This window comes from Streptomyces sp. NPDC050625 (genome assembly GCF_040654755.1).
Lineage (GTDB): Bacteria > Actinomycetota > Actinomycetes > Streptomycetales > Streptomycetaceae > Streptomyces.
Map to the genome: position 1 here is coordinate 1 of NZ_JBFAIQ010000009.1, position 20,271 is coordinate 20,271.

Annotated in this window: 8 protein-coding genes and 1 pseudogene; 5 read left to right on the top strand and 4 right to left on the bottom strand. The window is 68.8% G+C overall.

All coding sequences use genetic code 11. From position 1 onward, the window contains the following. Both AB0I54_RS21895 and AB0I54_RS21900 read right to left on the bottom strand, forming a co-directional pair. Positions 1-10,583, bottom strand: a 10,583-nt coding sequence (locus tag AB0I54_RS21895) for an amino acid adenylation domain-containing protein (protein ID WP_363297748.1), incomplete at its 3' end; no start/stop codon positions are given. A 118-nt stretch (positions 10,584-10,701) separates the two neighbouring features. Further along, positions 10,702-11,868, bottom strand: coding sequence for a ParB/RepB/Spo0J family partition protein (locus AB0I54_RS21900; RefSeq protein WP_363297749.1), 1,167 nt, complete (start codon positions 11,866-11,868; stop codon positions 10,702-10,704). Positions 11,869-12,439: 571 nt separating this feature from the next. Here AB0I54_RS21900 and AB0I54_RS21905 point away from each other — a divergent pair. From AB0I54_RS21905 to AB0I54_RS21920, 4 genes and pseudogenes are all read left to right on the top strand, one after another. Then, positions 12,440-12,892: pseudogene (locus tag AB0I54_RS21905) on the top strand (ATP-binding protein); the annotation flags it as partial. A 129-nt stretch (positions 12,893-13,021) separates the two neighbouring features. Further along, positions 13,022-15,304, top strand: a complete 2,283-nt coding sequence (locus AB0I54_RS21910) for a helix-turn-helix transcriptional regulator (protein WP_363297964.1) — start codon at positions 13,022-13,024, stop codon at positions 15,302-15,304. 438 nt (positions 15,305-15,742) lie between these two features. Next, complete coding sequence (locus AB0I54_RS21915) at positions 15,743-16,396, top strand: response regulator transcription factor (RefSeq protein ID WP_363297750.1); 654 nt, start codon at positions 15,743-15,745, stop codon at positions 16,394-16,396. Between the two features lie 7 nt (positions 16,397-16,403). Then, the gene (locus AB0I54_RS21920) at positions 16,404-17,711 is read left to right on the top strand and encodes a HAMP domain-containing sensor histidine kinase (RefSeq protein WP_363297751.1); all 1,308 of its coding nucleotides are present in this window, start codon (positions 16,404-16,406) and stop codon (positions 17,709-17,711) included. A 23-nt stretch (positions 17,712-17,734) separates the two neighbouring features. Here AB0I54_RS21920 and AB0I54_RS21925 read toward each other — a convergent pair whose 3' ends face one another. Both AB0I54_RS21925 and AB0I54_RS21930 read right to left on the bottom strand, forming a co-directional pair. Further along, positions 17,735-18,610 carry a universal stress protein gene (locus AB0I54_RS21925; RefSeq protein ID WP_363297753.1) on the bottom strand — a complete coding sequence of 292 codons (876 nt, stop codon included), beginning with the start codon at positions 18,608-18,610 and terminating at the stop codon, positions 17,735-17,737. Positions 18,611-18,771: 161 nt separating this feature from the next. Continuing rightward, positions 18,772-18,981: a hypothetical protein gene (locus AB0I54_RS21930; RefSeq protein ID WP_363297754.1), complete on the bottom strand. Its 210-nt coding sequence runs from the start codon at positions 18,979-18,981 to the stop codon at positions 18,772-18,774. A gap of 589 nt (positions 18,982-19,570) precedes the next feature. Here AB0I54_RS21930 and AB0I54_RS21935 point away from each other — a divergent pair. Beyond that, a complete protein-coding gene (locus tag AB0I54_RS21935) occupies positions 19,571-20,236 on the top strand; it encodes a CBS domain-containing protein (protein ID WP_363297755.1) in 666 nt (221 codons plus the stop codon). The last annotated feature ends 35 nt before the right edge of the window (positions 20,237-20,271 follow it).

Genomic DNA, 20,271 nt, shown 5'->3' on the forward strand with positions numbered 1-20,271 from the left:
GCCTCCGCCAGATTGGCCACGCCTCGGTGCGCAACCGCCACACCCTTCGGCCGGCCGGTGGAGCCCGAGGTGTAGATCACGTACGCCAGTTGGTCGAGCTCCGGCGACGACCCCAACGGTTCCCCGGACTCCGCGGCAATCGCGTCGGCCACCTCATCCAGGAGCACGGCGTCGAACGGCAGCCGGTCCAGCCCCTCGGAGGTGCTGAGCACCACCGCCGCGCCGCTGTCGGCGACCATGAACGCCAGTCGGTCCGCCGGGTATTCAGGGTCCAGCGGCACAAAGGCGCCGCCCGCCTTCCAGACCGCCAACTCACCCACGACCATGTCGACACTACGCGGCAGGCACAGGCCGACCCGGGACTCCGGCCCAACCCCCAGCGCCCTCAGATACCGCGCCAGCCGATTCGCCCGAGCGTCCAACTCCCCGTAAGCGAGCACCTCTTCGCCGCGCCGCACAGCTGCCGCCGTCGGTGATCGCCGCGCCTGGTCCTCGAACCGAGACAGTGCCGACCCTGCCGGCACAGCCCTCGTGGTGTCGTTCCACTCCTCCACCACCTGCGAACGCTCGGCCTCACCGAGGACGTCGATGTCGCCGAACCGCGCCTGCGGGTCGTCCGCCATCTGCTGCAGGATGCGCACCAGCCGCTCGGCCAGAGCCCGAACCGTGTCCTCGTCCAGCACATCGGGGCGGTAGTCGAGCCGCAGCGTCAGGTCATCCGGGTTCACGCCGAGCGTCAGGGCGAAGTTCGTCGACTCGCGCAGGCCGGTACCGGTGAGCGTGACCGCGTCCAAGGCAGGTGGGGCCGACGGATCGCCCGGATAGTTCTCGAAGGCCATGAGGGTGTCGAAAGTGGCACTCGGCCCGGTGATGCGCTGGATCTCGCTCAGGCTCAGGTGCTGGTGGTCCAGCAGCGCGGACTGCTGCGCCTGGAGACCGGTCAGCATGTCGGCGACGGTCTGCGCCGGGTCCAGTCGCACCCGTACCGGAACCGTGTTGAGGAACAGCCCGAGCATGTCTTGCATGCCCGGCAACTCCGCAGGCCGTCCCGCCACTGTTGCGCCGAAGACCACATCGTGGCGCCGGGCCAGTTGGCCGACCACTACCGCCCAGGCGGCCTGCAGCACGGTGTTCACGGTCACGCCGTACCTGCGAGCAGCCTCCCTCAGGGACCCGGCCAGACGTTCACCCGGTTCGGTGGTCAGAATCCGGGTCAGGACAGGGGTATTGGTCGACACGTGGGGTGCGATGAGGGTGGGTTCGTCGGTGCCGGCGAGGGCCTGCTGCCAGGCGTCGCGTGCGGCGACCTTGTCCTGCCTCGCCAGCCACGCCAGGTACTGCCGGTAGTCCGGCACCGGCGGCAGACCGGCCCCACTCCCCCCAGCGTCGTAACAGGCCCACAGCTCACGCATCAGGATCGGCAGCGACCACCCGTCCAGCACGATGTGATGCAGAGTCACGACCATCCGGTGCCGCTGCCCGCCCAGCTTGACCAGCAGCACCCGCAGCAACGGCGGCTGCGCCAGATCGAACCGCCGCCCCCGCTCCGCAACCTCCAACTCCTCCAACACCACCTGGGCTTCCACCATCCCAAGCCCGGACACGTCCTCCTCACTCCACGGCAACTCGACCCGCTCCAGGACCACCTGCACCGGCTCAGCAACACCGGCCAACTGCCGAAAGCCCGCACGCAGACTCGGATGCCGGTCGATCAACGCCTGCCACGACCCCCGCAACACCGCCCCATCCAGCGGCCCCTCCAGGTCCAGCAGCATCTGCTCGACATACACATCCGTGCCCTGCTCGTCATACAAGGCATGAAAGAGCAGACCCTCCTGCAACGGCGCCACCGGCAACACATCCACCAGATCCGGATACGCCGCCTCCAACTCGCCCACCTGCGCCTGCTCCAACGCCACCAGCGCAAAATCAGAAGGCGTGAATCCGCCGGCGGACCCATCAGCGGCATGCGCGGCCAGACCAGACAGCATCGCCGCCCAGCCCTCCACCAACCCCCACGCCTCCGCCTCACCCAACAACCGACCCGGCCACGCCACACTCAACACCAACACCGGACCACCAGGACGGTCCTGAACCAGCGCCTCCGCCTCCAAGGCATGGAGTACGGGAAACTCTCCGCTCACACCCTCGCCGGGCTCGCTGTCATGGACCGGTGCCCAGTCCCGGTCCAGCCCTTGTGCGGATCGCATGGCGGCGACGCGGCCCAGGTAGTTGAAGCCGATCTGGGCCGAGGGAAGTCCCGCCAGGACATCAGCCGTAACCGCGTTGAGGTGGCGGAGCAGGCCGTAGCCCAGCCCGTCCCCCGGCACCGCCCTCACCTGCTCCTTGACCCGCTTCAGCAGCACACCCGCAGCCGAACCACCAGCCACGACATCGGCCAGATCCACACCCGCCGCATCCACCCGCACCGGACACACACTGGTGAACCAGCCCACCGTCCGCGACAGATCCATCCCCACGGACAACGGCTCCCGGCCATGGCCCTCAACATCGACCAGAACCCCGCCCTCAAGGGGCCGATCGCCGCCGAGCCGCTCACCCAGAGCCCCCGCAAGACCGGCAAGCAGCACATCGTCGACCCCCGCATGGAAGGCCGCAGGCACACCGGTCAGCAACGCCGACGTGACCCCCGCCGACACAGTGACCGTCACCCGCCGCACGGTGGAGTCAAGGTCTCGGGCCGGGTCCACGGACACGTCAGTCAGCGGTGCCTCCGGGCCCTCCAACAGCGCGCTCCACGCCGGAAGTTCCGCGACCCGCTCCTCGGCGTGAGCCTGCGCCGACAACTCCCCCGCCCAGTGCCGGAACGAAATCGGCACCGCCCCCAGCTCAGGCTGGCCGCCACCGGCCAAAGCGTCGTAAGCCTCGGCGAGGTCCGGGAGCAACACTTGCCAGGACACGGTGTCGATCACCAGGTGGTTGGCCACGAGCAGCAACCGCCCAACGGTCTCGGGCCCGGCGTCGAACCACACCGCCTGCACCATCACCCCGGAAAGTGGGTCGAGCCGCGCGACAGCCGCCTGCGACTGCTCCTCGATCAGCCGGGTCAGTTCGTCCTCGTCGAGGCCAAGCGCAGACACCCGCCGGACCCACGCATCGACCGCGCGAGCGCCCGTCTCCGGAACCACCAGCCGCCAGGGCCCGGCCTCCAATCGCGCCCGCAAGACCTCATGCCGATCCACCACAGCACGCAACGCACCTGTGAGAACAGCGAAGTCCGTACCATTCGGCGCCATCACCAGAGCCGACTGAACGACCTCTCTCACCCGCTCGGCCCCGACCCGGTCGAGAACTTCGTGCATCACCGGGGTCACCGGTATCTCGCCGACGCCAGGCACAGCGCGGCTCGGCACGAGTTCTTCGGCCACGCCAACGACGGCCGCAAGCCCCTCGGGAGTGCGCCGCTCGAACACCTGCCGAGACGTGATCACCACACCCGCCCGCCGCGCGCTGGAGACCAGCAGCATCGACAGAATCGAATCGCCGCCGAGCTCGAAGAAGCTGTCCTCGACGCCCACCTGCTCAAGGCCCAGCACCTCGGCGAACAGCCCGCACAACAGCTCCTCAAGCACTGTGGCCGGGGCACGGCCCCCGCCGCGACCGGACAGCTCGGGCGCGGGCAGGGCGGCACGGTCGAGCTTGCCGTTGACCGTCAACGGCAGCACATCCAGCACCACCACCGCGGACGGAACCATGTACTCAGGCAGACGGTCAGCCGCGTACTCCCTGATCTCCGCGACATCGACCTCGCCACTACCGGCGGCCGGCACCACATAGGCGACCAGCCGCTGCTCGCCCAGTTGGTCCTCACGTACGACAACCGCCGCCTGACCGACCCGCCCGTGCCCGGCGATGACCGAGGTGATCTCACCCAGTTCGATGCGGAAGCCGCGAATCTTGACCTGCTCGTCCGCCCGACCCGCGAAGTGCAGTTGCCCATCCGCCGACCAGCGGGCCAGGTCACCGGAACGGTACATCCGCTGCCCTGGCACGAACGGGCAGGCCACGAATCGCTCCGCCGTCTGCCCCGGCCGACCGACGTAGCCCCGAGCCAGCCCCACCCCGGCGATGTAGACCTCGCCCACAGTTCCGATGGGCGCGGGCTGGAGGAAGTCGTCCAGCACGTACATCTGGGTGTTGGCGAGGGGCCGACCGATGGCGGGCGGTGCGTCCTGTGAGGTGATGCCCTCTGCGAGCGGCGTCGCGGTGGTGATGACCGTGGCCTCGGTGGGGCCATAGGTGTTCCACACCCGAGCCTGTGCACGCCACCGCGCAGCCAGGTCGGCGCTCAACCGCTCAGCACCCAATACCCAGTTGGACACCCCCGGTACCGACGCCGGGTCCAACACCCCGAGCAACGACGGCACCACACTCGCCACCGACACACCCGCCGCACGGATCATCTCCGCCAACACCGCAGGATCCGTACGCTCCTCACTCCCAGCGATCGCCAGCGTCCCGCCCGCAGCAAGGGTGACCAATACATCGAGCACAGCGGCATCGAAACTGAACGACGCGAACTGCAACGCGGTGACACCCACATCCACACCCAGCACCGGCCGCATGGCCTCCGCCAGATTCACCAGTCCGCGGTGCGTAACCGCAACACCCTTCGGGCGCCCCGTCGACCCGGACGTGTAGATGACATACGCCAGCTGGTCGTCCGTCAGAGACACGTTCGGAGCCTCTGCCGACTCCTCGGCAATGGCCTCCGCGGCCTCATCCATCAGCACCACGTGGAGGGCCTCCAGCGTCAGCCCATCCAGTGCCTCGGAAGTGCCGAGCACAACAGCAGCGCCACTGTCGGCGACCATGAAGGCCAACCGGTCCGCCGGATACTCCCGATCCAGCGGCACAAACGCACCACCGGCCTTCCACACCGCCAACTCGCCGACAACCATGTCGACACCACGCGCCAGACACAGACCGACCCGCGACTCCGGACCAACCCCCAACCCGATCAAATACCGAGCCAACCGATTCGCCCGAACCTCCAACTCCCCATACGACACCACCTCGACCCCACACCGCACCGCAGCCGCACCCGGCGCAACCCCAACCCGCGCCGCAACAAGGTCCAACACCGAACCCACCGACACCGGCCGCGCCGTCGCATTCCACTCCCCCACCACCACAGACCGCTCCACCACACCCAGCACATCAACCTCGCTGAGCCCAAGGCACGGGTCGGCAGCAACCTGCTCCAGCACTCGCAACAGCCGCTCGGCCAGGGTCTGAGCGGCCGCGGAGTCGAAGATGTCCCGGCGATAGTCAAGGCGGAGCCTGAGCCCGCCGATCGGCTCCACGCCCAGGGTCAACGGGTAGTTGGTCGACTCCCGCACGCCGGTCTTAGAAAGCCGCAGTGGCGCGGGAGGGTTGCTCTGGCCGGCCCGGTAGTTCTCGAATGCCATGAGGGTGTCGAAACTCGCGCCCGGCCCGGTGATGCGCTGGATCTCGCTCAGGCTCAGGTGCTGGTGGTCCAGCAGCGCGGACTGCTGCGCCTGCAGTTCGCCCAGCATGTCGGCGACGGTCTGCGCCGGGTCCAGCCGCACCCGCACCGGAATGGTGTTGATGAACAGCCCCAGCATGTCCTGCATGCCCGACAGCTCCGCGGGCCGACCCGCCACTGTGGCACCGAACACGACGTCGCGGCGGGACGTCAGCTTGCCCACGACTATCGCCCAGGCGCCCTGCACCAAGGTGTTCAGGGTGAGGTCATGCCGGCGAGCCGCCTCTTCGAGCGCACCGGTCAGCTCCTCGTCCGGTGTGATGACCACCTGGCCGGTGTCCCCCGCCGCTTCGGGTGCGTGCGGCGCCACCAGTGTGGGCTCCTCGGCACCGGCGAGGGCCTGCTGCCAGGCATCGCGTGCGGCGGGCTTGTCCTGCCTCGCCAACCACGCCAGATGCTCCCGGTGCCCACGCACCGGAGGCAGTCCACCCGCATACCCACCCGCCTCGTAGACCGCCCACAGCTCCCGCATCAGGATCGGCAGGGACCACCCGTCCAGCACGATGTGATGCAGAGTCACGACCATCCGGTGCCGCTGCCCGCCCAGCTTGACCAGCAGCACCCGCAGCAACGGCGGCTGCGCCAGATCGAACCGCCGCCCCCGCTCCGCAACCTCCAACTCCTCCAACACCACCTGGGCTTCCACCATCCCAAGCCCGGACAGGTCCTCCTCACTCCACGGCAACTGGACCCGCTCCACCACCACCTGCACCGGCTCAGCAACACCGGCCAACTGCCGGAAACCCGCACGCAGACTCGGATGCCGGTCGATCAGCGCCTGCCACGACCCCCGCAACACCATCCCATCCAGCGGCCCCTCCAGCTCCAACAGCAGCTGCTCGACATACACATCCGTGCCCTGCTCGTCATACAAGGCATGAAAGAGCAGACCCTCCTGCAACGGCGCCACCGGCAACACATCCACCAGATCCGGATACGCCGCCTCCAACTCCTCCACCCGCGCCTGCTCCAACGCCACCAGCGCAAAATCAGAAGGAGTAAACCCACCAGCCACCGGATCAGCAGCATGCGCGGCCAGACCGGACAGCATCGCCGCCCAGCCCTCCACCAACCCCCACGCCTCCGCCTCACCCAACAACCGATCCGGCCACGCCACACTCAACACCAACACCGGACCACCAGAACGGTCCTGAACCAGCGCCTCCGCCTCCAACGCATGCATCACCGGCGCCTGGGCGGCGATACCCTCACCCAGCCCGTCCTCGGCCAGCTGCCATTCCTCGTCACGAGCGGCGACGCGGCCGAGGTAGTTGAAGCCGACCTGCGCGGACGGCAGTGCCGCAAGCTCCGAGGCGGTCTCCGGGTTGAGGTGGCGGAGCAGGCCGTAGCCCAGCCCATCCCCCGGCACCGCCCTCACCTGCTCCTTGACCCGCTTCAGCAGCACACCCGCAGCCGAACCACCGGCCACGACATCGGCCAGATCCACACCCGCCGCATCCACCCGCACCGGACGCACACTGGTGAACCAGCCCACCGTCCGCGACAGATCCATCCCCACGGCCAACGGCTCCCGGCCATGGCCCTCAACATCGACCAGAACCCCGCCCTCAAGGGGCCGATCGCCGCCGAGCCGCTCACCCAAAGCCCCCGCAAGACCGGCAAGCAGCACATCGTCGACCCCCGCATGGAAGGCCGCAGGCACACCGGTCAGCAACGCCGACGTGACCCCCGCCGGCACAGTGACCGTCACCCGCCGGACCTCGGCACCTCGGTTCAGGTCCTCGTTCAGCGGCCGGTCCGTCAGCAGCGCATCGCCGCCTTGCACCAGTTCCGTCCACGCCTGAAGTTCCGCCACCCGTTCGTCGGCGCGGGCCTGGGCGGCCAACTCCTGCGCCCAGTGCCGGAACGAGATCGGTACCGACCCCGGCTCGGGCAGCCCGCCACTCGCCAATGCCGCATAGGCCTCGGCCAGATCCGGCAGCAGGACACGCCACGAGACGCCGTCCACCACAAGGTGATCGACCACCAGCAGCAGTCGGCCACCGCCGTCAGCTCCGGCGTCGAACCACACCGCCTGTACCATCACCCCGGCAAGAGGGTCGAGCCGCCCGACGGCCGCCTGCGTCTCCTCCTCGATCAGGCGCCTCCGCCCGGTGTCGTCCGAGCCACTCGCATCGACCCGCCGGACCCACGAGTCGACCTTCACGGCGCCTGCCTCGGGCACCACCAGCCGCCAGGGCCCGGTCTCCAGCCGCGCTCGCAAAGCCTCATGCCGGTCCACCAGCGCCTGCACGGCATCCGCCAGCACTGCCAGATCCAGGCCGGTCGGTACCGACACCAGAGCCGACTGGTACACCTCGCCCAGATCCGCCGGGCTCACCCGCGTCAGCAGCTCGTGCATCACCGGCGTCAGGGGCACCTCGCCCGTGGCAGCGACCGCCTCGCCGACCGAGGCGCGGTCGGTCAAGGGAACGGCCACCGCGGCCACCGCGGCCGGGGTGCGCAGCTCGAACACCTCGCGAGTACTGATCACCACGCCGGCACGCCGGGCACTGGACACCAACAGCATCGACTGGATCGAATCGCCACCCAGCTCGAAGAAACTGTCCTCGACGCCCACCCGCCCAAGGCCCAGCACCTCCGCGAACAGCCGGCAGAACAGCTCCTCGTCGCGCGTGGCCGGAGCACGGCCCTCGCCGCGGCCGGACAGCTCGGGCGCGGGCAGCGCGGCACGGTCGAGCTTGCCGTTGACCGTCAACGGCAATGCCTCCAGCACCACCACCGCGGACGGAACCATGTACTCAGGCAAGCGATCGGCCGCCAACTCCCGCAGCACAGCACCGTCGAGTCCATCACTAGCGGGTATGACGTAGGCGATCAGCCGCTTCTCGCTCCGCTGGTCCTCATGGACCACTACGGCGGCCTGGCCGACATCGGGATGAGAGGCCAACACGGCCTCGACCTCGCCGAGTTCGATGCGGAAGCCGCGGATCTTGACCTGCTCGTCCGCCCGACCCGCGAAGTGCAGTTGCCCATCCGCCGACCAGCGGGCCAGGTCACCGGAACGGTACATCCGCTGCCCCGGCACGAACGGGCAGGCCACGAACCGCTCCGCAGTCAGATCCGCACGTCCCACATATCCCCGTGCCAGACCGCAACCCGCGATGTACACCTCGCCCACGACACCAACCGGCGCCGGCCTCAGGAACGCATCCAGCACATACACCTGGGTGTTGGGTAGCGGTCGGCCAATGGCGGGCGGTGCGTCCTGCGAGGTGATGCCCTCTTCGAGCGGCGTCGCGGTGGTGATGACCGTCGCCTCGGTCGGGCCATAGGTGTTCCACACCCGAGCCTGCCCCCGCCAGCGTGCGGCCAGGTCAGCACTCAACCGCTCCGCACCCAAGACCCAGTTGGACACCCCAGGCACCGACGCCGGGTCCAACACCCCGAGCAACGACGGCACCACACTCGCCACCGACACACCCGCCGCACGGATCATCTCCGCCAACACCGCAGGATCCGTACGCTCCTCACTCCCGGCAATCGCCAGCGTGCCACCCGCAGCCAGCGTCACCACCACATCCAGCACCGCCGCGTCAAAGCTGAACGACGCGAACTGCAACGCGGTAACACCCACATCCACACCCAGCACCGGCCGCATCGCATCCGCCAGATTCACCAGTCCGCGGTGTGCAACCGCAACACCCTTCGGGCGCCCCGTCGACCCGGACGTGTAGATGACATACGCCAGCTGGTCGAGCTCCGGCGACGACCCCAACGGTTCCCCGGACTCCGCGGCAATCGCGTCCGCCACCTCATCGAGCAGCAGCACATGCTCCGCGCCCAGCGCGAGCCCATCCACCGCCTCGGACGTGCTCAGCACCACAGCAGCGCCACTATCGGCGACCATGAACGCCAACCGATCCGCCGGATACTCCCGATCCAGCGGCACAAACGCACCGCCCGCCTTCCACACCGCCAACTCGCCGACAACCATGTCGACACCACGCGCCAGACACAGACCGACCCGCGACTCCGGACCAACCCCCAACCCGATCAAATACCGAGCCAACCGATTCGCCCGAACCTCCAACTCCCCATACGACAGCACCTCGACCCCACACCGCACCGCAGCCACACCCGGCGCAACCCCAACCCGCGCCACAATCAGGTCCAACACCGAACCCACCACCACAGACCGCTCCACCACACCGGGCACATCAACCTCGCTGAGCCCAAGGCACGGGTCGGCAGCAACCTGCTCCAGGAAGCCCACGATGTGGCGGTGGGCCGCCCGGGCCCAGTCGGCGTCGTAGCGGTCGGAGTTGGCGTCCACGGTGACCCGTACACCGGTCTCGATCGACCAGTCGCTCACGCGCACAGCGAACTCCGGGACCTGCCGAACCGGCAGGTGATCCACGACGCAGCCGTGGTCCCCGAAGCGGAGTTCCTCATCGATCGGCGTGATGCTCACGTTCGGGACTACATCCGCACGCGATCCGGTCGTCCGGCTCATGAAGGACGCGATCGCCGCGACGACGAGGCTGGACCAGGGAGTCTCGCCTTGGAATGTCGCCGTACGGAGCGTCACCACCGTGGCCGGGGGTACGAGGCCGGTCTCCCTCACGACGGGGGTACCGGGCCGCGGGTCATGTGCGTAGGGCTCGGAGTCCCCCCGGAAGGTACCCGGCCTCAGTGCCTTGGTGGGCTCCCGGCGAAGGAGGTCCGTGTAGGTCTCCGCGACTCGGCGCGCGATCACCAAGCAGCTGGAGCCAGAGGATTCCAGTAGCGGCTGGTTGTAGCAGTGAAACCAGATATGGCGTTCCTGGGAAATCTTGAAAAGGAGGAATGAGAAAAGCCGGTCGCCGGTGGGGTCCTTGACCTGCTGCAGTTCCGCCTGCATCAGCATCTCGGCGACCCCACGCGGGTCGCTCTCGCCAGTGAGGTCGACGGCCTGGAGGTTCCAGTCGGGGACCGGACCGATGGCCTGCGTGACGACCTGCCTGAGCGCCAACTCGAAGGTTGCACTGTCGATCTCACCGAATATTTCGACGCGCTGACCGACATTGATGTGACAGGCGTGGCCGTTCATCGTTCCCCTTCAATAGAAGACAACCCGCTACCAATTACTGCGGAATTAAGAATCGGACCATGCCGTCATCCGGTCTTGGGCATGGGTGAACCGGCCGAAGAATACGACGACCACATTCCTATGCCCGGATTTCCGGCTCGGAGTATCTGTGCTCCGGCAACCCGCCGTGCCGGCCCTGGCGGGTGACACGCCTGGTCGGCACAGTGTCCAACTGACCGGATTCCACGCTTGGACGCGCCGGAGGCGTGCTGTGCGTTTCGGCCAACCTGCGTTCCACCCGGAGCACGAGTTCCGCCCACATCCCCGCGCATTCACTGGCCAGATCGGCCACGATGCCGCCGCAGTGCGACGGGACGTTGTCGATGATCTCTTGCCACTCCTCAGTGCTCATGGCATGGATGTTGAGCAGCCGCAGCAGCGCGCGACCGGTCTCGCTGAACCGCAGGGCCGGGTCCGCCTTGAGGCGTTCCACGGCCGCGGTGCGGTTCTGTACCGGCGTTCGGTCGGTCGGCGCATGAGTCGCGGTGGTTGCGGTGGTTGCGGTGGTTGCAGTGGTTGCGGTCGTTGTGGTCGTTGCGCCGGGGGCGATCGGTGTGTTTGTGGATGCCTGTTCCGTGTTTCTTCTGCGGCTTGATATACGCAGCGGATCTTCGCCGCGGCTCATTCGGTTTCTGACATCCCGTGCGGTCTCCGGCGATATCGCGGCCGCGCGGGCGATCTGACGTAGCGACAAGCCTGGGTCTTTGGCGATGAGTTCGCTGGCGAGCCTGCGCCCCTCGGTGCTGTTGAGTGGACGGACCCGGCCGTCCTTGCCGAGCCGACTCGCCTGTGCGTTCGGTCCGCCCGGTGATTTTCTGCGCAGTTCGGCGATGGTTCCGGGCGCGAGACCGGTCACCGAGGCGATCATCCGGTCCGACCAGTGCGGGTGGGAGGTGACGATGCGGCCGGCCGCGCGTTTTCGGTCCGTCATCGTCAGGGGAAGACCGTGCGCGATGTTGGATTCCACTGCCAGCACGAAGGCGTCGGATTCGGTGCCGTCGAAGAATCGGACCGCGATCCTTTCCTGACCACGCCGTTCGGCGGCCCGCAACCGGTGCAGGCCGTCGATGACGCGCATCGTGGCCCGGTGCACGATGATCGGGGGCAGGGTCGTCTCTGCCACGACCAGTGCCTCCACATGCTCCGGGTCCGTTCCGCAGCTGCGAGGTGAGTAGGTCGTCGAGAGCGAGCTGATCTCCACCTCGACGACTGTGTTCTGATCGAATTGCGCGTGCTCAGGTTTCAACTGCAGCTCCCCGTTGCCCGTTCGGATTCATCCGCGCCCGTCCGTCTCCACTGCGCCGGCAGGCGCAAATGTGACGTGCGCAAGACACATCAGCCCCGTCGTCGGCCGTGCTGAATCCGAAGGCTGCTGCTCAGCCCGTTCGTTGGCACACATCTCCAATTACTTGATTTTTGTACCCCAGTCACAACTGGCCGGAGTACCCCCCTACCGCCCCTATCGACTCCGGGGCGTTTCTGATCAATCGGGGCTTCTGTTGAGCAGGACGAGACGCATGATGAACGAGTGCCGCATGGAACACGACTCCCGGGTGGAGCCCGGCGCCCGCTCACCGTGCGTGATGACATCGCAGGGCCCGCGAGCCCATTCGGATCGATGTAATCCGCTCATCAAACAGACCGACACCAACTGCATTTATGCAGCAAGCACATGTCGTATCCTTGTGGTAGTCGTCTATTCGCTGTGGCAGAATCGAGTCAGACACAGCCGAATCCGATAGTCGGCTTCGGTTCCGTGGATCACTGTCCGACGATCAGGCGTCAGGGTGGTTACGACGGGGGACTCTTAAATGAGGATGGTTGAACGCGACAAACAATTAACAATCATGGAGGACATGCTTGACGCATGCATTGCGGGGCACGGCGGAGTGGTGTTTGTCAGCGGGCCGGCGACAAGCGGGAAAACAGCACTGCTGCACAGTTTCAGGGAGCGCGCCGCCGCCTCGGGTGCACTGTTCCTCCAGGCCACGGCCTCTAGTGCGGAACGTGATCTACCGCTGGGCGTGATGGAGCAACTGCTCCTCGGCGCGAATCTGCCGGCGACGGAGGACGCGCGCACGACCGAGTTGCTCGAACTGGCGGCAGGCGCTCCGCAGACATCGCCGGATGTCATTTCGCGGCTGTGCGGAATTCTTTTGGCGAAAGCCAAGAAAACTCCACTGGTACTGACCATTGATGACAGTCATCACGCCGATGGACAGTCCATGGAATGCGTGCTTTATCTGGCACGGCGAATCGCGATCAGCCGGGTACTCGTGGTACTCGGAGAGAGCAACAGCGTGCCTTCCGAAAATCTTCACTCACGGGCCGAGCTGTTACGACTGCCCGGCTGCCGGAGCATCCGGCTCGATCTCCTCTCGTGGCGTGGAGTGACGGAGATGATCCAGTCCGCCCGGGACGAGTGGCCGGTCCGCTCGTTCCCCGGGGACTTCCACTGGAGGGACTTCCATCGGATCAGCGGCGGCAACCCACTGCTGCTGCGGTCGCTGATCGACGACTACAGCACCGCGGCCGGGGCGGGCGCCGTCGAGCTGGTGCCGGGTGCCTTCTTCGAACAGGCCGTGACGACGTGTCTGTACCGCATCGACACATCGCTCAGGAACACCGCGTGCGCGCTGGCGGTGCTGGGCCCGCACGCTTCGCCGGCCGAGCTTGCCGACGTGCTCGGCATCGACTCGGACTCCGCCCAGCGCAACCTGGGCGCGCTCGCCGAGACAGGCTTGCTGCACTCCGGCTGGTTCCGGCACGAGGCGGCCCGCGACGCGGTGCTGCAGAGCATGGATGCCGCTCAGCGCTCCCAGATGGAGACGTGTGTGGCGCAGGTGCTCCACGACCACGGCAACCCGCCGACCGACGTGGCGCGTCATCTGATCGCCGCGGTCAAGCCCGGTGAGGCTCCGTGGCTGCTGCCCACCCTGCTGGAGGCGGCGGACCGGGCACTGGCCGAGGACGATGTCGACCTGGCCCTCGACTGTCTGCGTGTGGCACGCGACATCTGTACCGACGAGCGAGACGCGCTGGCGATCAGAATCGGGCTGGCCCGGGCTGGCTGGCGGGTCAACCCGTCCGCCGCGGCCGCGCATCTGCCCGAGCTCACCGCCGCCGCGCTCACCGGCCGCCTCCCGGCCGGGCACACCCACGCCCTGATCGGCTACCTCCTCTGGTTCGGTCAGGTGGACGAGGCAGTCGCGGTCTTCGACACCCTGGGCAAGCACGGCACCGCGCCGGCCGGAGCGTCGGCGGAGCCATGGGAACCGCAGTCGTCCGACCGCGTCCGGCTCTGGATGGCCTACGGCTATCCGGGTCTGCGGGGCACCGTCCGCTCCGCCGTACCCGGCGGACCTCAGCAGGGCTCCGCACCGGCCCTGGCCCCGGCACAGAGCACGGTGCGACGGGTCGGGGATCTGCTCGGCTCGGTGTTCGGCCGCAGGGCGATCGACGACGTGGTGGTCCGGACGGAGCAGATACTCCAGGGAGCCCGGCTGGACGACGACGTCCTGGCGTCCGTCCTGACGGCCCTGGGCTCGCTCGTGTTCGCCGACGGCCTGATCCGGGCGGCCTTCTGGTGCGACACGTTCCTGGCGGAGGCCACGGAACGCCGAGTCCCCATGTGGCAGGCGCTGTTCGCGTCGGTCAAGGCCCTCATCGAGATCAGGCTGGGCAGACTGGAAGCGGCCGAGGAGGCGGCTCGTACCGCACTCACCCTGGTCTCCCCGGAGGCCTGGGGGGCGGCCGTCGCGCTGCCCGTCGCCTCCTTCCTGCAGGCGAAGACGGCGCTGGGGCGACTCGACGAGGCGGCCGCGCAGCTCAGCATCCCCGTGCCCGAGGCCGCGTTCCAGACCCCGGCCGGGCTGCTCTATCTCCGGGCGCGCGGTCAGTACCGCCTTGCCGCCGGACATCCGTACCCCGCGCTCGACGACTTCCATGCGTGCGGGGAGCTGATGGCCCGCTGGGATCTCGATCTGCCCGGGCTGGTGCCCTGGCGGACCGACGCGGCCGAGGTCTATCTGTCGCTGGGGGACGGCGGCCGTGCTCGTGCGCTGGCGCAGGAACAGCTCTCCCGAGTGGGCAATGGGCGCCCCTGGACGCGGGGCGTCTCCCTGGGCGTGCTCGCCGCCACCGTCGAGCCGCCACAGCGGCCGAACCTCCTCGGGGAGGCCGTGGAGATCCTCCGGGAGCGGGGGCACCGGCTGGAGCTGGCCCGTGCGATGCGCGATCTGGCCGGTGCCTACCGGGATCTCGGGGACGAAGGGGGATCGCGGACGCTGGCGCGCCAGGCGCAGCAGCTGATGCGCGAGTGCGGTGTACAGCCGACGGAACCGGAAGGTCCGGCGAGCGGTGACAGGGCGGCGGTTTCCTTCGCCGACCGGACGTGGACACGCGGCGTCCACCCCGAGCTCGTCGGTCGGCTCAGCGACGCGGAGCTCCGCGTGGCGAAGCTCGCCGCGCGCGGGCACACCAACCGGCAGATCGCGAGCAAGCTGTTCATCACGATGAGTACGGTCGAGCAGCATCTGACCCGCGTCTACCGCAAGCTCAGGGTCCGGCGCACCGACCTGGCAGCCCGATTGCAGTCGGAGGATGCGGACGGCGCGCACTGGACCGGCGACGAGCGGCCGGGTGCCGGCGTCACCGACGCCCGGGAACGCGTGCGCTGTTGAGCCCTCGCCACCGGGGTGCGGCGCGGCGGGAACTCCGCGCCGCACCTGCGGGCTCGCCGGGGCGTGCGTCACACCGGTCCTGTCCTGAGCCACTGTGTGAGCCTCCTGGTGCCGGGACGGGAGGTCGACCGGAAATCATTTCTACGGGGGGTCCGGTCACACTGCGGTCCGAAGCCGCCCTCGGGTCGGCTGAGCGTGACCGGCGGAGTCAAGACGCGAGTCAAGACGCGAGTCGAGCCGGGAGGCGCGGCCCAGCCGGATGGGCGTCGGGCCGGCGGGTATCGTCTGGAAGGCGAAAAGGTCCAACACGACAACGCACGACATAGCGACACGAGAGCTGTGACCGGTCTGTGACCAGGCGTTGGGCACTCTTCCCAGAGTGATCTGTCTCCACCGCCCCGTCCCACCGGTCGCGGCACGACTCGCCGGGGGTGGGCGATGAGAGTGCTGGTGGCCGAGGACCATGTCGAACTGGCCGATTCCGTGGCGAGGGTGCTGCGCCGCGAGGGCATGGCCGTGGACGTCGTCTACGACGGCATGGACGCGCTCGAACACACGTCATTGATCGACTACGACGTCGTGGTCCTCGACCGGGACCTGCCCAAGGTGCACGGCGACGAGGTCTGCAGCGCGCTGGTGCGGCAGCCACAGCATGCCCGGGTGCTGATGCTGACCGCGTCGAGCACGATCGCCGACCGGGTCGAGGGTCTCAGCATCGGCGCGGACGACTATCTTCCCAAGCCCTTCGCCTACGCCGAGTTGGTGGCGCGCATCCGTGCGATCGCCCGGCGCCCGCACACGGCCCTGCCGACGGTCCTCGTCCGCGGCGAGCTCCGGCTCGATCCCGCGCAGCGGATCGCCACCCGGGCGGGCGGGCGGCTGCCGCTCAACCCCAAGGAGTTCGCGGTCCTGGAGTATCTGCTCGGCGCCGACGGCCGGGTCGTGCCCGCGGAGGAACTGCTGGAGCGGGTGTGGGACGAGGCGGCGGATCCGTTCACCACGACCGTCAAGGCCACGATCAACCGTCTGCGGTCGAAGCTGGGCGACCCGCCGTTGATCGAGACAGTTCCCAGGGGCGGTTACCGGATTTGAGGGGCTCATGCGTCTGTCAGTCCTGACCAGGTTGCCGCAGTCCGCGTATCGTCTCCTGGTCCCGAAGCGGATCCGGCTGCGGCTGACCCTGCTGTACGGGTTCCTCTTCGTGCTCTCGGGTGCGGTGCTGCTGCTGATCACCTATCTGCTCGTCAGCAATGCCACCAGCAGCTTCATCACGGTCGAGTCGAAGAGCGCCGGGCCGCAGTCCCCCGGCAGCGACCCCGACAAGCCGTCTGCGGGACTGCCGCCGGACATCGGTGGCGTGGCCCGGCAGTTCGGCGAGCAGTCGGTCCGGCAGCACGGGGCGCAGATGCACGACCTGTTGGTCCAGTCGGGGATCGCGCTGGGCATCACCACGGTGATCTCGATCGCGCTCGGCTGGGCGGTGGCCGGGCGGGTGCTGCGCCCGCTGCGCACGATGACCTCCACCATCCGGCGCATCTCCGCACGCAACGTGCACGAACGGCTGGCCTTCGGCGGCCCGCGCGACGAGCTGACCGAACTCGCCGACACCGTCGACGGATTGCTCGGCCGGCTGGAGACGGCGCTCGACTCCCACAAGCGTTTCGTCGCCAACGCGGCACACGAGCTGCGCACACCGCTCACGCTGGAGCATGCGCTGCTGGAGGAGTCGTTGATCGATCGCGACGCCACGTTGGACTCGTTCCGGGAGAACTTCGAGCGTCTCCTGACGATCAGCAAGCAGCAGGCACGCCTGCTGGAGTCACTGCTCACCCTGTCCAGCAGCGAGCGGGGTGTGGACCGCCAGGAGCGAGTGGACCTGGCCGTACTCACCCGGCAGGTGATGGACACCTTCCGTCCGCAGATCGAGCGGCGGGGGCTGCGGCTGGAGGCGTCGATCGAGTCGGCAGCCGTCACGGGGGACTCCGCGCTCGTCGAACGCCTGGTGGCCAACCTGCTGGACAACGCCGTGGACTACAACGTTCCCGGCGGGCTCCTGGAGTTGCGCACAGCGGTCGAGAACGGACGCGCGGTGGTGTCCGTCGCCAACACTGGTCAGGAGATCTCCCCCGAGCAGGTGGACCGGCTGTTCGAGCCGTTCCAGCGGCTGCACCGCACCGCGGGCGACGACCACCACGGTCTGGGCCTGTCGATCGTACGGGCCATCGCGGCCGCGCACGGCGCCACCCTCACCGCGCGCGCCCGCCCGGGAGGCGGTTTGTATGTGGTGGCCGCCTTCCCGCTGCGACGCGCGAGCGCGTCCCACGGTCCTCGCGTTCACCAGCCTCCGTTCGTGCCGGACGCACGCGCCGGCGACTCACTCCTCGCACGCACACCGGAGAGCGGCTGAGCACGTCACAGCAGCTGAGCACGTCACAGCGTCTGGGGCACGATCGCCACCGGGCAGTCCGCGTGGTGCAGCAGGGCGTGGCCCACCCGGCCGATCTGGAGACCGACACGGCCGTGCCTGCGCTCGGCGCCCACGATCACGAGGTCGGCGGCGGCCGAGCGGTTCACCAGGACCCGGTGTGCGGGTCCCTCGACCGTCACACTGCGCACCCTGACGTTCGGGTGGTCGGCCATGGTGTCGTGCAGCAGCGCGTCCAGCAGGGCCGAGGCCCGCTTCTCGTGGTGCCGGGCGGGTTCCTCGGCGAGCGCCGGATGGTCGGTGCTCTCGTGTGCGGGACAGCGCCAGGCGCGGACGACGTCCAGGGTGCATCCGCGTGCCTCGGCCTCGCGGAAGGCGAACCGCACGGCCTCCGCGCCGGTGGCGGGGTCCCCCGCGCCCAGCAGGATGCGCTCGTGGCTGCCGGCCAAGCCCGCCTTGTCGCCCCGGACCACGATCACCGGGCACTGCGCACGGGCCGCCACGGCCAGGCCTACCGAGCCTAGGAGCAGCCCTTTCAGTTCGCCGCGGCCGCGCGATCCGGTCACCAGGACGGAGGCGTTGTTGCCTTCGTGCAGCAGGGCGTCCACCGCGTCGTCGGGGAGGATGTCGGTGGTGGCCTTCACCTCCGGGTTGCGCCGTGCGGCCCGCTCCGCCGCCGAGGCGACGATGTGTTCGGCCAGCACGCGCCCGGAGGTGCGCTCCAGATTGTCCGACGGCGTGCCTGTCTCGTAGCGCTCCCAGCGGGAGGCGTAGACCAGCCGCAGCGGCACGTCGCGGCGGGCGGCCTCGTCCACCGCCCAGTCGACCGCCAGCAGGCTTCCGTCCGATCCGTCGACGCCTACGACCAGGGGAAACGTCATCGTCCCCACCGCCTTTCGTCGGACTGCCACGTCGTGCAGCAGGGGTCCGATTCCACAGTTGCACCTGGTGGCTGCCATGACGAGGGCGGGCCGGCCCATGCCTGGGACATTCGGCCCATGCCCGCGCCCTTCCGTGCGCACGGTCGCCGCCCGGACGCGGCTCAGCAGTGCGCGGACATCCGGTGGTCGTTCCGTTCCGGCCGGTGCGGTGCCCGTGGCCTCGTGCCGTGCGGGCGGTGGCCGCGCAGACGGACGGTGAGCGTGTCGAACGCCTTGGTGAACACCGCGGTGAGGATCGCCGTCATGCCCACCGCCATGACCAGCAGCACCGAGAAGCGCTCCCAGAACTCCGGTGTGAGGCTCGTGCCCACTGTCCTCGCCCTCCCTCATCGGGGTCGTTTCCCTCTCTCACAGCCAACTCCGTTGACGCGCGGGCCACATGAGCCGAGCGGTCCCGGACCGGGGCCCGGGACGTCCTTGCCGCGCGGGGCCGTTCGGCCCTGTGAGCCGCGCGACCTGCGGGGAAAGGAGCAGCACAGGACTCATGACGCCCATCCTTGATCTCTGAGGTGGGGACCGTTCGGCCCTGGTGGCGCGGTCGTTTCCGTGGTGTGCTGGAGGTGGCGGGAAGGACCCGACACAGACGCGGAGAAGCGGCCGGCGGCGGTCGCGCACCGCGCTATCAGGATCCGCGAGAAGCGGGTGAGTCCTTCCCGCCCTGTCATGCCCGGACCGTGCCCCGACGGGGCCGAACGGCCCGTTGCCGTGCCCGAGCGGCCCGTGGTGCCCGGGTGCCGCCCGGCAGACCCTGGGATCAGGGGGGCGGACGGCATTCCGGAGGGGTACGACAGGCCGTCGTACGACCGCCGTCCCGGCCCGGACCGCCCGGTCGGCGATCCGCGAAGACGACGCGAGCGACGAGGAGTTGTCGACCCCGCCCGACCCTTCGAGGAGGACACCATGTACGGCAGCCCGCGCACCGTGAGCGATGTGATGACGCACACCGTCGTCGCCGTCGGCCGCGACGCCGCGTTCAAGGACGTCGTCGAGCTGATGGAGCAGTGGAAGGTCAGCGCCCTGCCCGTGCTGGAGGGCGAGGGCCGGGTGATCGGCGTCGTGTCCGAGGCCGATCTGCTCCCCAAGGAGGAGTTCCGGGACAGCGACCCGGACCGGTTCACCCAGCGGCAGCGGCTGGCCGACCTGGCCAAGGCCGGCGGGCTGACCGCCGAGGAGCTGATGAGCGCACCGGCCGTGACCGTGCACGCCGACGCCACGCTGGCGGAGGCGGCGCGCATCATGGCCCAGTGCAAGGTCAAGCGGCTGCCCGTCATCAACGACGTCGGCATGCTCGAAGGCGTTGTCAGCCGCGCCGACCTGCTCAAGGTGTTCCTGCGCAGCGACGAGGAACTCACCGAAGAGGTGCGCCAGGAGGTCGTCGAGCGCCTGTTCCCCCTCTCCGCCGATCACATCCAGGTCGAGGTCGGCGAGGGTGTCGTGACCCTGACGGGGTGGGTCGACGGCACCGCCCTGGTCGGTGTGGCCGAGCGGCTGGCGCGTGCCGTGGAGGGTGTCGTCGACGTCCGCTGCCACCTCGTTCCGGCGTCCGTGCGAAGTGACCCACAGTGATGACATACGTCGACGAGTGACGGACCCGGACCGTT